Genomic DNA, 15,308 nt, shown 5'->3' with positions numbered 1-15,308 from the left:
CTAGAAAGTTGGCTCAGGATTCGAGCCTAACGCGCAAATTCTTTGCGATGATCCTGAATGAAATCTCCGAACGTGTGCGGTGGCTTGCCGGTGAGACGCTCGATCTCAAAGGTCGGATCGATGTCGTGATGACCAGCGACGACATCAGCGAATTGCACTACCAGTCCCTTTGCCATCCAATTTGAGTTTCCCGTCAGGCGAAGGATGAGCCAGAACAGCGGTGACGGAAGGTCGAGGTAGCGCACCTTGTGGCCGATAGCCTTGGAGAAGCGGGATGATGCTTCCTTCATGTCGATCGTCTCCGGCCCGGTTAAAAAATAGGTTGCGCCCTCATGACCGTCTTGGGTCAGCACGGTCGCGGCCACGCGAGCGACGTCGCGCGTATCGACCCACGAAACCGAGCCGCTGCCTGTCACCTGCGGCAGGAATCCCTTGGTGATTGGATCTTTAAACCAGAGAAAGTTTTGCATGAATGCTGTCGGCTTCAGGATCGTCCAGTTGATCCCCGATGCACGCAAATGGTGGTCGATGAGGGCATGGGACTTTGCCCAAGGTACGGGCGATAGCACGTTGCTGTCAGACGCGGAGATCTTTACAATTCGGCCAACCCCCACTTTTTGAGCAGCATCGATCGCAGCTGTCTCTTGGTCGACCTGCTGGGGTGTAGGCGGCGTGATGAGAAACATGGTCTCAATGCCCCGCAGGGCGGATGCCAGCGTCTCTGGCCGGTCGAAATCGCCAATTATGGCATCGATGCCCTTCTTCTGAAAGTCTTGCACCTGCTCGCCCTTGCGGCACAAGGCGCGAAACGGCGTACCTGTTTCCTTGAGCAGTCGACAAATTTCTCCACCGATGCCACCGGTCGCCCCTGATATCAAAATCACGTCACAACTCCTTTCACGAAGCGTTGTTGGGGGAAGGGGATGCCTCCGTTCGGTCCAGCCACTCGGTCAGGATGGCGTTCATTTCGCCGAGAATGCGGGTGGCGTCTTTGATACGTTCACGCCCGATCCTGTCAGCGATCTCCCTGTCGAGGGTCGCGACAGCTTGTTCGGCACTGGTAACAGCAGCCAAACCTTCCCGGGTAAGGACGACGAGCTTGGCGCGTCGATGATGCGGATTGTCTTCAAACGCGACCATGCCGCGCTCGGCAAGGAGATCGACAATGCGCTGCACAGCTTGCCGGGTCAGGCCCATGTTGCGAGCGATGGACGCGGTGGGTAGCGGAACCGGCGAATAACGCAGTGCACCCAAGACTTGCCACCATGCGCTGGTGAGACCGAGATGCGCGACGCGTTCATTGCCAGTCGCGATCAATCGACCGCTCGAAGCGAAAACCGCTATTGCCAGCTCACGCACTTCAGTGATCTGTTCGGACACTAGACAGCACCATTCCAATAGGACAGCTCGTTGTCAAACTCGGTGGTTGCGTGAAGGTTCCTCGAAGCTGAGCGTGCCTTGAGCGCTGTTCTCCCGATCATCGCATCGACTGATTCTCATTGGGATCGGGAAATGGGAATGTTGCCATTCCCTGATCCTTGCCATCGCGGTCGGCCTAGGCGAGACAGGGGACATGATCCACGAAGCTGAGTTAGCGCGAGCAGAAGAGGCGTTGCGGGCGGCGATGCTCGCCGGTGACGTGACCGCTTTGTCGGCGCTGATCGATGACCGTCTCGTGTTCACCGGCCCTGATGGAACGGTCATAGGAAAGGACCAAGACCTTTCGGCGCACGCATCGGGTGTTCTGAAGCTGACTCAAGTCGACCTGACGGAAGGGCAGTTTCATCCGGTAGGCGATATGGTGCTTGCGACCACGAAGGCCACGCTTGCCGGCACGTTTGGCGACATGATGATCGACGGAACCTACGCATACTCACGCCTATGGTCGCGAGCTTCCGGACAATGGCGTGTGGTAGCTGGTCAAGCTGCGCGGGTCGGCTGAGCTTTCCCGATTGGGAACTCTCAGAAAGACGGTCCGGGCGTTCCCATTGGGATCGAATATCGGGAAAGCCCGTGGGTGACAGGCAGACATTCAAGCAGTCGATAAAGCGCATCGCTCCCGCTAATATTAAGCGTTTAAGCTCTGCCCGATTTACGGCGAGCGATAATCGAACAAGCGAGTTATATAGCTGAACAGGGCGTTCGCGGCCTCGGTCCGGCATGTGAAATGTGCTGATGTTTGCGTGATCCGGTTATCGGCCAGCGTCAACATCATCGGGCCAACTGCATTACTAACGATCAATTCACCACCAGCCCTTTTGGCCTCACAATCCTTGTCAGTTAGTCCGCTTTTGAACGCCTGCTCAGCTAGAGTTTGCGTCATCCGCAGACTCTCGCCCGCCAACCGTCCTCGCCGTTCGACAGGCCGCGGCCTCTCCTTGGACCAGCCGTCGGTTGGCGGCGTGACGACGTAACTGCCGGTTACAAGATTCAGCACCAGGTTCTGCGAGGGCGTCCACTCGGAAAGATCGACACTTGCCTGCAATTCCGTTTGTGCCTTTGCTCCTTCCACGCCGACGAGAACGGTCGCCAGCATAGCGACGGTAACAAGGAATCTCATTTCCATTCTCCGGCCGACAGTGCCAGTGGCAACCTTGGACCGCATCACCCTAACGCTATCGCGGCTTTCCCACAAACGAACGGGCAGCGAGACGGCCGGAGCTTTCCCACGAGGATGGTGAATTGGGAATCATCGCGTGACGGTGACAGGTTCGATCAAATCCCATCGGTTGCCATAAAGGTCCTCGAAGACGGCCACGATGCCATACGGTTCACGGCGAGGCTTCTCGACGAACCGAATGCCCCGCTGGGTATAGGCAAGGTGGTCACGGGCGAAGTTATCGGTTTCGAGGAACAAGAACACCCGACCACCACTCTGATCGCCGATCGCTTCACGTTGCCTGTCACCGACAGCCCGCGCCAGTAGCAGTCCGCTCGCCGCGCCATGCGGCGCGACCACCACCCACCGCTTTCCATCTGTCAGCGCTGTGTCGTCGCGCAACTCGAAGCCAAGCTTCCCGACGAAAAAGTCGATGGCCGTGTCATATTCGTCAACGATGAGGGCGATCAGATTCAGGCGCTGCGGCATCCGGTGAAACTGCCCTAGTCCGGGCGTCGAGCCAACATCCGTGTCCCATCCGGGATGCTATTTTGGGAATGGGTTACTTCGTGTCCGGGATTGTCACGCGCCGGATTGGCGTCGCGCAACCATAGGCAACTTTGTATGGCTGCCCCCAACAACGTTCGAGGCCCTCAAAAACATTCATATTAAGTGGCCACCTGACGGACACGGGTTTTCCGTCTGGTCCTTCCATAGTGAAGTTAGCGGGGCGAGGTAATGCCGCGAGCTTTCCTTTGGCAGCATCAAACGCACTGCGATCCCCCTTCAGAAAGGCAATCGTACCGTCCACGTACAGGTTCCAGCCCATTCCCCGGTCTTCTGCTGCGGGTTTGTAAGACTGCCGGAACAGGGAAATTGCTTTGATGGTTTGGCCGAGATCAGCACGTAGCTGCCCCTCGTGCCACATCAGCACATGGCCTTTTGCCTTATGTGCAATGCGCCAATCGCGGATAAGATCAGCAGCGTCCGCTTCGCAGCCATCATATTCCAGCTTACGCCATCCGCCCGCCATGTCCTGATCGAAGGCAGCCTCATCCAGCGCCATCAATGCCGCTTTGTCATAGTGGCATCCTTGGGAGACGGCAGCCGTTTGTAACAGCATGGCAAGTATAATCATTGAGCCAATTCCTCCCTGACCGGTCGATTATCTATGCGTTTTTTGCGCTGCCGAACTTTCAACGGCACGGCAACCATGATAAACGCCATCAATCCGACAAAAATCCAAACCTGATCGGTCATACCTTGCAACCACGCAAGGTACATTACGCAAGGCACCGCAATCATCGGCGTGATTTTGGTAGACCACCAAAGGATCGCCCCCCATCCTGGCTGATCCCAGACGCTTTTATCTAAGTTGAGCAATATGAGCGTTGCCAATACCTTCGCGCCCAGCGTGACGGCGACGATCCAACTCAAAAGGTCGAGTAGCGTGGAAAAGCCGAACGTCATCATTGAAGGATGATGCAACGGTCGGACCCACGTAACAAGGCATCAGCGTCGTCAGTGTTCACTGCGCTCCCACCTTTCCCGATTGGGAACGACCAGCGGGACGACCGCAGCCGTCCCGTTTGGGATCCCAACGGGAATGCCCCGGCCGTCTCGCCCGCCGTTCGCAATCGGCAAAGCTCGCATTCGTCTATGCCATCGCTGCCAGTCGATGAAGAGCCGTGTACCGCAAAGATGGCTTACTTATCGATCGGCTTTGCTATTTCGATGTCTGATAATCCTCGAATCGATCAGAATAAATTCAATTAAATCAGTATCAAAAGGCTGGCCACGGCGGCATTTTTGACGTCCAAGCGTTGGGGTTGAAGTCCCATTGAGCGAGGCATGCCGATGTCCGGCCAAGTTCCACAAGACTTCTCGAAATGGCCGCCCGGGGACAGCGGTATGGCGGCGCGCGTCCGGGACTTCGACTGGGCGGCAACGCCGCTGGGGGCGGTCGAACGATGGCCGCAGAGTTTAAGAACCGTCATCGACATCATGCTCGCGTCGTCCAGCATGATGAGCCTGGTCTGGGGCGCGGACGCGATCCATCTTTACAACGATCACTTCACCGAGTTGCTTCGTGAGCACCAAGTGACGGCGCTCGGGCGATCGGCCTTCGAGACCTTTGCCCGCTCGCTAGATGTCTTCGGCGAAGATGTCGCGGCAGGGATGGCAGGAAGGTCTGCGCGGCTGATCGCCCAGCGCTATCCCGTTCTGCGGCAGGGCGTGTTGGGGGACGCCTGGTTCGACGTAGACTATGCGCCGGTCCGCGACGAAACTGGCGCAGTCGCCGGGGTTCTCTGGACCTTGAAGGAGGTAACGGCGCAGGTTCTGGCGGAATGCGCCCTGCGCGAAAGCGAGGCACGGCATCGTCTTCTGATCGGGAGCTGGGCGCAGGCTGTCTGGGAAACCGATGCGGGCGGGGTCGTCGTCACGGACAGCCCCAGCTGGAGAGCGTACACCGGCCAGACGGTGGAGCAGTGGCTCGGCTATGGTTGGCTGGATGCAATTCATCCCGACGATCGGGCCTATGCCGAGCGGCAGTGGCGCGATGCGATCTCGGCGCGCGGCTTTGTCGATACGGAATTCCGCTTGAGCGCCCCGGATGGCGGGTGGCGCTGGACGAATGTGCGCGCAGCTCCCGTGTTCAATGGGGCAGGACAAATCGACAAGTGGGTGGGCATGAACATCGACGCCGATGTTCGGAAACGTGCCGAAGCGGCCATGCGCGAGAGCGAGGCACGGCAGCGCACGCTGATGGAGGGTATCCCGCAGCTGGTCTGGCGGTCCGGCGACGAAGGCCAGTGGACGTCGTCAAGCCCGCAATGGCAAACCTTCACCGGGCAGAACGAGGCCGAAAGCCGTGGCTTGGGCTGGCTTGAAGCGATCCATCCGGACGATCGGGAAGTGACCATGCAGACGTGGCGCAAGGCGCGAGATCACGGCATGCTGGATGTGGAGCACAGGGTCCGGCGGGCCAGCGATAACGTTTATGTCTGGCACCATACGCGTTCCATGCCGGTTCGTGATGACGCCGGGGTCATCGTAGAATGGCTGGGCACGACCACCGACATCCAGCAAATGAAGGAGTTGCAGGAGCGCCAGGCCGTGCTCGTCGACGAACTTCAGCATCGGACCCGCAATCTTCTCGGCGTGGTGCGGTCTATGGTGGACAAGACTGCCCGATCCAGCACCGATCTATCGGATTTCCGTCCTCGCTTTAGAGAACGCCTTGAATCGCTTGCACGCGTGCAGGGGCTGCTGTCCCGTCTTGACGATATCGACCGGGTGACATTCGGCGATCTGATCCGAACGGAATTATCGGCCATGAACGGCGGGCTCGACCGCGTGGTTCTCGACGGGCCAGCAGGCGTACGCTTAAGGTCGTCTACCGTTCAGATGCTGGCAATGGCGCTCCACGAACTTGCGACCAATGCGGTAAAGTACGGTGCCTTGGGGCAGGCGAACGGACAGCTCGCGATCACATGGTCCCTTGAGCAATCAGGCACTGACAGCAAGCCTTGGCTCCATATCGACTGGAAAGAGAGCGGGGTCGCCATGCCGCCCGCCGGATCGGCACCGCAAGGGACCGGGCAGGGCCGGGAGCTGATCGAGCGAGCCTTGCCGTATCAGCTTCGCGCTCGGACGTCGTATCGCCTGGGATCAGACGGGGTGCATTGCACGATCTCCATTCCTGTTTTCGCCAGCAACGAGGTACCCGAACATGCCTGACCGGACGCTACGCGGTTGCCACATTCTGGTCGTTGAAGACGAGTTCCTCTTGGCCGAAGATTTGCAAGCCGAGCTAAGTGATGCAGAGGCGGTGGTACTAGGCCCGGTCGGCACACTTGAAGAGGCTCTTGATCTGGTCAGGTCGGCAGAACGGATCGACGGGGCGATCCTCGACATAAACCTTGGTGGTGAAGCGGCCTATCCGGTGGCTGACCTGTTGATCCAACGCGGCGTACCCCTCGTCTTCACGAGCGGCTACGACGGCACCTCGTTTCCGTCCCGTTTCGCGGCCATCGCCCGTTGCGAAAAGCCGATCAGCATCAGCCTGATAACCCAGGCGATCGGGCGCGCCATTCACGTGTGAAGGCCGGGACTGCATAGGCTGGCGGATGTACGATCCTCTCCACAAATTCCAGATTATCGCCATTCAATAGCGCTTCGCCTTCTCAAACTGACTACCAATGATGGGTTTTGAGAAGCCGCAGGCGTTCCTAAAATACCATCCTTTTCGGGACAGCTAGCGACCGCCCGGCGTGCGCCGATGCTCGCTGCACTATTCCCGCTCCGAGCATGAACATGGGGTAATCGCGGGAGCGAGCTACCTCAATCAGCGATGACGTAGAGGAAGGTGGCTGTTCCCCGGTAGATGGAAGTGCGGGCTCACGACTGACAGCCGGGCCCATACATCGGACGGAGAACAGCCATGGGTTAGTATGTCGGGCTCGATGTTTCGCTGAAAGAGACGGCGGTATCTATTCGACGCGCGGGTAAGCGTATCTGGCGCGGCAAGTGCGCCTCGGACCCGCAGATTCTTGCGGCGCTGATCCGCAAGCACGCAGCCGTGCCCGAGCGGGTGGTGTTCGAGACCGGTCCGCTGTCGGTCTGGTTCTTCCATGCGCTGAGCGCAGAGGGGCTGCCGGCGATCTGTATCGACGCGCGCCATGCGAAGGCCGCCCTCGACATGGCGGCTAACAAGACGGATGCGAACGATGCCGACGGCTTGGCTCACCTGGCAGAGGTTGGGTTCTACAAGGAGGTGCGGGTAAAGAGCTTCGACAGCATGCTCTCGCGCACGCTGGTCGCGGCGCGGACTCGCCTGGTGCGGATTGGCACCGAGCTGTCGAACCAGGTTCGGGGCTTGATGAAGACGTTCGGGCTGGTCGTCCCGCCCGTGAGCGGCAGCAAGTTCGAGCGTCAGGTTGAGGCTTTGCTGGCCGACAATGCCGACCTCGGCTGCATCATCCGGCCACTGCTTGAGGCTTGGCACGCCGTTCGCCTTCGCGCCGCGGAGCTTGGACGCAAACTGCTGGCGGACGCCCGGCGCAGCGATGCCTGCCAGCTGCTAATGTCCATTCCCGGCGTCGGCGTCGTGACCGCCACTTCGTTCATCACCGCGATCGAGGACCCGACCAACTTCAAGCGGTCGCGATCTGTCGGCGCCTGGGTCGGATTGACTACCCGGCGCTACCAGTCGGGCGAGATCGACTATGGCGGCCATATCTCGCGGCGAGGCGACAGCCATTTGCGCGGGCTGCTCTATGAAGCCGCGACCGTACTGCTGGTGCGGAGCCGATCCGAGTGCGACCTGCGCAAATGGGGGCTGGAGCTTCGCGAGCGGCTCGGCTTCAAACGCGCTGCGGTCGCCGTCGCCCGCAAGCTGGCCGTCATCATGCACAGCATGTTGATCACCGGCGAGCCGTTCAGGGAGACAAGCGTCACAGCCTGACACCCAAGCTCGTCCGCGTCGCAAGGCGCTGCGAGACGTCCTGCCGGGACGTAGGCCGACCAACTCCGCGACATTCGTTGCATCCGACGCCCACGGCAACGGAATGCGTCATGAACCTTGGAGGGGTCGCCCCGCGAAGCCCCATCATGCGGCGGCACATGCCGACCGCGAAGACGACCATGCTCCCGGCAACGATATCTCAGATAACCCTTGCACCCGACGCGATTAGACGACGAACGTCCGAAGTTGGTAAGCGATGAAGATGGCGCGAATGACCGGATGTGGGTCGAATGCCCACCGGTCGCCAAGCCAAGATCCTCAGGTTAAAAGGAACATGAATTCAGGGCGAAAAGGGCATCACCGTCATAACTGAGCATGTTTCCCCTGACGCCTATGGCCTCCTCATTCTAGCACCTGAGATCGCCCTCGGCAGTGGATGGTTAGGAGGTGACAGGGTCGTTGGTCGCGCGGCCATCCGTGATCTGCTGATCAAGGCCGCTCGTTTCAACGAACAGGAGCGGCAGAGGCTAACCATCCATCTGCCTAGCAAGGCGATTACACTGCGGTTGGACGAAATTGAGCGGTACTTTGGAGCGTGAAACCGCTCGTGCTGGCCGATGAGCGAATGGCCGCTGAGCTGCCCCCTTCTGAGTGGTCCATCGACTATGACAGTCTGGACCAGGGAAGGGACGAAGAATGCCTGCGAAGAAGCACAAGCCGGAGGAGATCATCGGTAAGCTGCGTGAGGTGGAGATCGTGCTGGGCCAAGGCGGCACGACCGCCGAAGCGTGCCGGCGGATCGCGGTCAGAGAGCAGACCTACTATCGCTGGCGCAAGGAATATGGTGGCCTGAAGACGGACCAGGCGCGTCGGATGAAGAATCTGGAGAAGGAGAACGCCCGGCTGCGTCGTGCGATCTCGGATCTGACGCTCGACAAGCTCATCCTGCAGGAGGCGGCACGGGGAAACTTCTGAGCCCCGCCCGGCGCCGGCGCTGCATCGACCAGGTCCGGGAGGTGCTGGACGTGTCCGAGCGGCGCGTGTGCCGCGTGCTCGGCCAGCACCGGTCAACGCAGCGCAAAGTGCCGTGCGGGGCAGATGATGAGCAGGCGCTCACCGACGACGTCGTCGCGCTGGCAAAGCAGTATGGGCGCTACGGTTACCGTCGGGTAACCGCCCTGCTGCATGCGGCGGGCTGGTCGGTGAACCACAAGCGGGTCGAGCGGATCTGGCGGCGTGAGGGGCTGAAAGTGCCGCAGCGCCAACCGAAACGCGGCCGGCTGTGGCTCAATGACGGCTCCTGCATCCGGCTTCGACCAGAGTATCCGGGGCATGTCTGGGCCTATGATTTCGTCGAGGAGCGTACCCACGATGGGCGCAAGTTCCGCATCCTGACCATAATCGACGAGGCCAGTCGCGAGTGCCTGGCACTGGTCGTGTCACGCCAGCTGCGCCACGAAGACGTGCTGGCCGCGTTGTCTTCATCAGGGCCATAGCGGCTCCCGAACTAGCGCTTCCCAATGTGCTATGGCATCCAGTTCGCCGACCAGCCCCGCAATCGCAACACGGCCTGGTCGCGTCAGATGCGCTTCGACATGATCTGCGAGGCCAACAACATCGAGCACCGTCTGACGAAGCCGAACCATCCCTGGACTAACGGACAGAGCCTGCCCCGGCGAAGGCCGGGGTCGAGCGGATGAACCGCACCATCAAGGAGGCGACCGTCAAACGCTTCCACTACGAGAGCCATGACCAACTGCGAACGCACCTCGCCGACTTCATGGCCGCCTACAACTTTGCCCGCCGGCTCAAAACGCTCAGCGGCCTCACGCCCTACGAATACATCGCCAAGATCTGGACGTCAGAGCCAGACCGGTTCATCGTTGATCCGATCCACCAGATGCCGGGACTGAACACCTGGTTTTCTCTACGGCTTTCGCTTTCAGGATCTGCTGCCGTTCAACCCTCACGCCACCGCTCGATCGCCTCGTCATACGTCGCTTGGGCTTCGTCGCGTTCCGCCCGCAACGCATCCTCCTCGCTGCGTTGTTGTCGCTGAAGATCGGCACGTTCGCGTTGTGCGGCCTCTACCCGTGCCCTGGCTGCGGCATCGGCCTCGCGGTGCCGTTTCACCGCTTCCTGTAACGCGGCATCGGCCTTTTTGAGGTTATTTGCCGAGGGCTTTGTTCCTTTGGGCGCAGCCTCGGCGGTGCTGGCTCTTGCGGATTTCGCCCTGCCCGCCGGCGGTGGGTCCGGTGGCAGCGCGGCAAATTGCTCGGCTTCCGAACCACGCAGACGCCGGATGACCGTGCCGGGCTTGGCCAGAGGCTCTTTCATCAGATCCGGGTCGGTGACCTCGAACGCCGCGCCTCGCGCGAAGAGATCGCGATCGCTGCCCCATGCGCGCAATGCCGCCGCTCTGCTGGGTGCAGCCACGAGGGCATCATGGAAGCCGGCCGATGTGGTGAACACCTTGAGTTTGGGTGCTTTTGCCATTCAATCTTCCTTCCTTGCGCGAACCTCCATAGCCTATCGTGCGTTGCAGCCCGGCAAGGAGAACCGGCATGGCCGCACGTGCATATTGGCAGGGGCAGATCAAGCTCGCCCTGGTATCCATTCCGGTGGAGATTTACTCCGCCACCCGCTCGGGTGCGACCGTCTCGTTCAAGCAGATCCACGAGCCGAGCGGCAAACCGGTCCATTATGAGAAGGTGGTGACGGGGATCGGCCCCGTCGACAAGGACGAGATCATGAAGGGCTACGAGGTGGCCAAAGGCGAGTATGTTCTATTGGAGCAGGACGAGATCGACGCCGTCAAGCTGGAGAGCAAGAAGACGCTGGAGCTGACGCAGTTCGTCGACGCGGATGCGGTCGATGTGCTGTATTATGAAAAGCCGTTCTTCGTGGTGCCGGCCGATGATCTCGCAAATGAGGCCTTTATCGTGTTGCGCGAGGCCCTGAAGAAAACCCGCAAGATAGGGCTGGGCCAGCTGGCCCTCAGGGGCCGCGAGTATGTGGTCAGCCTGAAGCCATCAGGGCGCGGTATGGTTCTGGAGACCTTGCGCTACGCGGATGAAATGGAGAAGGCTCAAGGGTATTTCAGGGAGATACCGGACGACGAGCCCGAAGGCGAATTGCTGGAGCTGGCCGAGGCGTTGATCGACCGGAAAAGCGGGCCTTTCCACCCGCAGGAATATCACGACCGCTATGTCGATGCGCTGCGCAACCTCATCGAGCGCAAACGCAAAGCTCGCGGCAAGAAGATCATCGAGGATGACGGGCCGGTCGATGCGGCCAAGGGCAGCAATGTCGTCGATCTGATGGCGGCGTTACGTCAGTCGATGGGCGGAAAGGGCGCAGCATCTCCCGCAAAGAAGTCTCCATCGAAGAAGCCCGCAGCGAAAAAGGCAGCGGCCGCGAAACCGGTCAAACGTGCGGACAGGAAACGTGCCTGAGCGCGCTGCCAAGGCCAAGCAATCCCTGCTTGCCACCTATAACGCCAAACGCGACTTCGACCGGACCGCCGAGCCCGTCGGGACCGTCGAGCCGGGGCACGGCAACCTCTTCATGGTTCAGAAGCACGACGCCACCCGGTTGCACTGGGACCTGCGGCTCGAGATCGATGGCGTATTGAAAAGCTGGGCGGTGACGCGCGGTCCCAGCCTGGATCCGGCCGAAAAGCGCCTGGCGGTCCGCACGGAGGATCATCCGTTATCCTATGCGACCTTCGAGGGTACCATCCCCGCGGGCGAATATGGCGGCGGCACGGTGATGCTGTGGGATCGCGGTACATGGTCACCGGTGCCCGGCAAGTCCGGGTCGGACATCGACAAAGGCCACCTTCACTTCGTGCTTCATGGTGAGCGGATGCGGGGCGAATGGCTGCTCGTCCGCCTGAAGCCACGCGACCGGGAACGGCGCGAGAACTGGCTGTTGCGCAAGGTGAACGATGCGGAAGCCGGAGGTACGGACGTGCTGGTCGAAGAGGCGCTGACCAGCATCGCCACCGGACGGACGATGGCAGAGATCGCAGCCGGTCGACCCGCGCGGTCCCCCAAGAGGAAGAGCGCGGCGACCGCTCACGCCTCACTGCCGCGTAGGGACGGACATAAGCTGGCATTGCCGTCATTCCGCCAGCCTCAGCTTTGTACCCTGCAAAGCGCCGTCCCTACGGGAAACGCATGGCTGCACGAGATCAAGTTTGATGGCTACCGGGTGCTGGTCGCGATCGGCGGTGGGCGGGTGAGGATATTCACCCGCTCTGGCCTCGACTGGACCGATAAGTTTCCCGGCATTGCCAACGCCGCGGCCCGATTGACCGGCACCGCGTTGATCGACGGCGAAGCAGTGGCGTTCAAGGACGGACGGCCGGACTTCTCGACCTTGAAGAACGCCATCGGTGCTGGCGGCGATATCGTGTTGATGGCGTTCGATCTGCTGGAGCAGGATGGCACCGATCTGACGGGCCTTTTCACGCTGGAGCGAAAGGAACGGCTGCGCTCGCTCCTGGCGGATCCACCGGCCGGCATCCGCTTTTCGGAACATGTGATCGGTCAGGGCGAAGCATTGTTGGATCAGATGTGCCGTGAGGGTCTGGAAGGTGTGATTTCCAAACGCGCCGATGCCCCGTATCGCAGCGGTCGGACGCGCAGCTGGACCAAGGTGAAGTGCGTCACGCGCGATGCATTTGCGATTGTCGGCTGGCTGCCGTCTGACAAGCGCCGCGGCTTTAAATCACTGCTGCTGGGGCGGGCGGGGGCAGACAGTTACGTCTTTGCCGGCAAGGTCGGTACTGGGTTCGATCAGGCAACGATGGAGGCGCTGCGCGCCAAATTGGAGCGGATCGAGCGACGGACGCCAACGGTCGTCGCGCCAAAGGCGGCGGTGAAAGGCGCCCATTGGGTAACGCCCAGTCTATCCGCCGACATTGCCTATGCAGAACTGACACCGGATGGGCTGCTGCGCCATGCCAGCTTCGTCGGGCTGGCCGACGATCGGCGAACGACCGTCTCTGCCCGGGCCCCGATGGCGACGACCGGCGTCGCCATCACCCATCGCAGTCGGATCGTCTTTCCCGAAAGCGGCGTCACCAAGGGCGATCTTGCCGACTATTACGCCACGATCGCCCCCTTGATGCTGCCGTTCTTGCGCGACCGTCCGATCAGTCTCGTCCGCTGCCCGCAGGGGCGAGGGCGAAAATGCTTTTTCCAAAAACATGACGCAGGCAGCTTCGGTGATCATGTCCTCCGGGTATCGATCCATGACAAGGACGGCGACGCCGACGATTATCTTTACGTCGACGACAGTGACGGGATGGCCGCCTGCGTACAGATGGGCGCGATCGAATTCCATGGCTGGGGTTCGATGGTGTCTGGAGTCGAGATGCCAGACCGGATGGTGTTCGATCTGGACCCCGACGAAGGGCTTGCATTCGATGACACCAGGGCGGCTGCCGAGCACCTGAAAGAGCAACTGGCGGCGCTCGGCCTGACGAGCTTTCCCATGCTGTCCGGCGGCAAGGGTATCCACGTTATCGTACCCCTCACGCCCAAGGCGGACTGGCCGGAAATAAAGAGTTTCGCCGAACGGTTTGCGCAAGCGCTCGCATCGGCCGATCCGACGCGCTTCGTGGCCACGATGGCCAAATCGAAGCGGTCCGGGCGTATCTTCATCGACTGGCTCCGCAACCAGCGTGGCAGCACCGCGATCATGCCCTATTCGGTCCGGGCACGGGAAAATGCCCCGGTTGCCACACCGATATCATGGGCCGAACTGCGAAAAATCGAAACGGCGGGCGCATGGACGCTGCACGACGCGGACAGGCTTCTGCGCCGCGCCGCCAGCCCCGCCCTCGCCGGTTGGGGGCTGGCTCGTCAAATCCTTCCCGACGTATAGCCGCTAACGTACAGGCGCACCGGCAGCGGTCGCAGACTATTCATTCTGCTCTCGGCCGTGGGCTTGGTTCCTGCACCGGTCTTCGGGCCGTTCAAACCACGACCGGCTTTGCAACTTTCCCTTCAGAGGTTTGGTTAGGCCGAGGGAGATGCGTGATGGGCCATAGTACGGGTGGTCCCTTTGCGCTACGCCGCTCGAAAGAGGGGGCAATAATGCAAAATTTTATCAGGGCATTGGCTGGCATCATGGCGTGCGTTCCGGTGGCGGCGATGGCGCAGAACAGCAACGTGGACCGGCTGTGCAGCGAGCGCCCTGGCCTGACGACCAGCGCCTGCATCACGGCGCCAGGCCGTCTGCAGATTGAAACGGGACTGGGGGACTGGACGCTCGAGCGGCGCGATGGCGAGAGGATCGACACGGTGCTGATCGCAGACACCCTGATCCGCTATGGTATTGGCGGGAAAACCGAGCTTCGGCTGGGATGGACGCCGTTCGGGTTTCAGCGTGATCGCGATACCGATGCCGCCGTGATGCGGGCCCGCCGGGTCAGAGACGCTACCATCGGGATCAAGACATCGATTGTCGAGCGCAAGGGCGATACGGGACTGGCCATATCCAGCATCGCTACGGCGCTGCTCCCGGTGGGGCGCCAGCCGATCGGTGCGGGAGACTGGGGCGCAACATTCCAGCTTCCGGTCACCTACCGTACGTCCAAGACGATCTCGCTACAGCTTACCCCGACTGTATCCGCGGCGGTGAACGACAGCGGAGAGGGTCGCCATGCACTGTACGGCGGCGCGGCCGAGATCGAATATGCTTTTAGCGAGACGTTGAAAGCCGATCTCAGCGCGCGGATCACGCGCGATGACGATCCGGATCGAACAGTGCGTGGCACTCCCGCCCTGGGCAGTCTGGCATTATCGTGGCAATCGAATGAAAATACGCAATTCGACGTCGGCACGAACATCGGTTTAAACAAAGCCGCACCCGACGTCGAAGCATTCGTCGGAATATCGCATCGGTTCTGACGGCCGATCTATCAGCCATTATACGCTTCTATGGCCGAGACTCAATCACAGCCAGAATGCGAGCGCGGTCGCGATGGCGACGCCTGAGAGGAAGTTGGCGGCGAGTTTATCGTAGCGGGTGGCGACACGGCGAAAGTCCTTGAGACGGCAGAAGGCGTTCTCGATCAGGTGGCGGCCGCGGTAGCGCTCCTTGTCGTATCGGATGACGCGCTTCCGGTTGCGCCGTCCGGGAATGACAGGAACGGCTCCTGCGTCACGTAGCGAACGGCGCAGCCGGTCGGCGTCATAGCCCTTGTCGGCCAACAGGTAACGCATGCGA

Annotated in this window: 14 protein-coding genes and 3 pseudogenes; 9 read left to right on the top strand and 8 right to left on the bottom strand. The window is 60.9% G+C overall.

Annotated elements, in window-relative coordinates; genetic code table 11:
- Positions 1-26 precede the first annotated feature (26 nt).
- Positions 27-884: an SDR family oxidoreductase gene (locus SB4_RS17940; protein ID WP_058717129.1), complete on the bottom strand. Its 858-nt coding sequence runs from the start codon at positions 882-884 to the stop codon at positions 27-29.
- A gap of 13 nt (positions 885-897) precedes the next feature.
- Positions 898-1,380, bottom strand: a complete 483-nt coding sequence (locus tag SB4_RS17935) for a MarR family winged helix-turn-helix transcriptional regulator (protein ID WP_058717130.1) — start codon at positions 1,378-1,380, stop codon at positions 898-900.
- Between the two features lie 193 nt (positions 1,381-1,573).
- Between SB4_RS17935 and SB4_RS17930 the strand changes: the two genes are divergently transcribed.
- Positions 1,574-1,942, top strand: coding sequence for a nuclear transport factor 2 family protein (locus tag SB4_RS17930; protein ID WP_058734891.1), 369 nt, complete (start codon positions 1,574-1,576; stop codon positions 1,940-1,942).
- 150 nt (positions 1,943-2,092) lie between these two features.
- On the opposite strand, the gene SB4_RS17925 is transcribed toward SB4_RS17930, so the two are convergent.
- The 4 genes from SB4_RS17925 to SB4_RS17910 form a co-directional block, all read right to left on the bottom strand.
- Positions 2,093-2,560: a hypothetical protein gene (locus tag SB4_RS17925; protein ID WP_193753876.1), complete on the bottom strand. Its 468-nt coding sequence runs from the start codon at positions 2,558-2,560 to the stop codon at positions 2,093-2,095.
- Positions 2,561-2,689: 129 nt separating this feature from the next.
- Positions 2,690-3,088 (bottom strand): VOC family protein, encoded by a 399-nt coding sequence (locus SB4_RS17920; protein ID WP_058733810.1) that lies wholly within the window; start codon positions 3,086-3,088, stop codon positions 2,690-2,692.
- Positions 3,089-3,161: 73 nt separating this feature from the next.
- Positions 3,162-3,737, bottom strand: coding sequence for a hypothetical protein (locus SB4_RS17915; protein ID WP_058733811.1), 576 nt, complete (start codon positions 3,735-3,737; stop codon positions 3,162-3,164).
- Positions 3,734-4,072, bottom strand: coding sequence for a hypothetical protein (locus tag SB4_RS17910; RefSeq protein WP_153003056.1), 339 nt, complete (start codon positions 4,070-4,072; stop codon positions 3,734-3,736). Before SB4_RS17910 ends, SB4_RS17915 begins: the two co-directional genes overlap by 4 nt.
- A gap of 378 nt (positions 4,073-4,450) precedes the next feature.
- Here SB4_RS17910 and SB4_RS17905 point away from each other — a divergent pair, with 378 nt between their 5' ends.
- The 5 genes and pseudogenes from SB4_RS17905 to SB4_RS17880 form a co-directional block, all read left to right on the top strand.
- The gene (locus SB4_RS17905) at positions 4,451-6,340 is read left to right on the top strand and encodes a PAS domain-containing sensor histidine kinase (protein WP_058753660.1); all 1,890 of its coding nucleotides are present in this window, start codon (positions 4,451-4,453) and stop codon (positions 6,338-6,340) included.
- A complete protein-coding gene (locus SB4_RS17900) occupies positions 6,333-6,704 on the top strand; it encodes a response regulator (RefSeq protein WP_058733813.1) in 372 nt (123 codons plus the stop codon). The genes SB4_RS17905 and SB4_RS17900 overlap by 8 nt, the downstream gene beginning before the upstream one ends.
- A 348-nt stretch (positions 6,705-7,052) precedes the next feature.
- Positions 7,053-8,066 (top strand): annotated as a pseudogene (locus SB4_RS17895) (IS110 family RNA-guided transposase); the annotation flags it as partial.
- Between the two features lie 696 nt (positions 8,067-8,762).
- Positions 8,763-9,547: pseudogene (locus SB4_RS19300) on the top strand (IS3 family transposase); the annotation flags it as partial.
- Positions 9,548-9,595: 48 nt separating this feature from the next.
- A pseudogene (locus tag SB4_RS17880) lies at positions 9,596-9,981 on the top strand (integrase core domain-containing protein); the annotation flags it as partial.
- Positions 9,982-10,025: 44 nt separating this feature from the next.
- On the opposite strand, the gene SB4_RS19295 reads toward SB4_RS17880, so the two are convergent.
- On the bottom strand, positions 10,026-10,562 hold the full coding sequence (locus tag SB4_RS19295; RefSeq protein WP_058733815.1) for a hypothetical protein: 537 nt from the start codon (positions 10,560-10,562) through the stop codon (positions 10,026-10,028).
- A 68-nt stretch (positions 10,563-10,630) separates the two neighbouring features.
- Here SB4_RS19295 and ku point away from each other — a divergent pair, with 68 nt between their 5' ends.
- The 3 genes from ku (at position 10,631) to SB4_RS17865 (ending at position 14,989) form a co-directional block, all read left to right on the top strand.
- Positions 10,631-11,521, top strand: a complete 891-nt coding sequence (gene ku, locus SB4_RS17875) for a non-homologous end joining protein Ku (protein WP_058733816.1) — start codon at positions 10,631-10,633, stop codon at positions 11,519-11,521.
- Positions 11,514-13,961 carry a DNA ligase D gene (gene ligD / locus SB4_RS17870; RefSeq protein WP_241488684.1) on the top strand — a complete coding sequence of 816 codons (2,448 nt, stop codon included), beginning with the start codon at positions 11,514-11,516 and terminating at the stop codon, positions 13,959-13,961. Before ku ends, ligD begins: the two co-directional genes overlap by 8 nt.
- 212 nt (positions 13,962-14,173) lie before the next feature.
- On the top strand, positions 14,174-14,989 hold the full coding sequence (locus SB4_RS17865; protein WP_193753875.1) for a transporter: 816 nt from the start codon (positions 14,174-14,176) through the stop codon (positions 14,987-14,989).
- 45 nt (positions 14,990-15,034) lie between these two features.
- Here SB4_RS17865 and SB4_RS17860 read toward each other — a convergent pair.
- A partial coding sequence (locus tag SB4_RS17860) for a transposase (RefSeq protein WP_153006320.1) occupies positions 15,035-15,308 on the bottom strand: 274 nt, incomplete at its 5' end.

The organism is Sphingomonas sanguinis, from assembly GCF_001476905.1.
GTDB lineage: Bacteria > Pseudomonadota > Alphaproteobacteria > Sphingomonadales > Sphingomonadaceae > Sphingomonas > Sphingomonas sanguinis_B.
The sequence above is the reverse complement of the archived record's forward strand: the minus strand, read 5'-3'. Positions and strand labels throughout refer to the sequence as shown.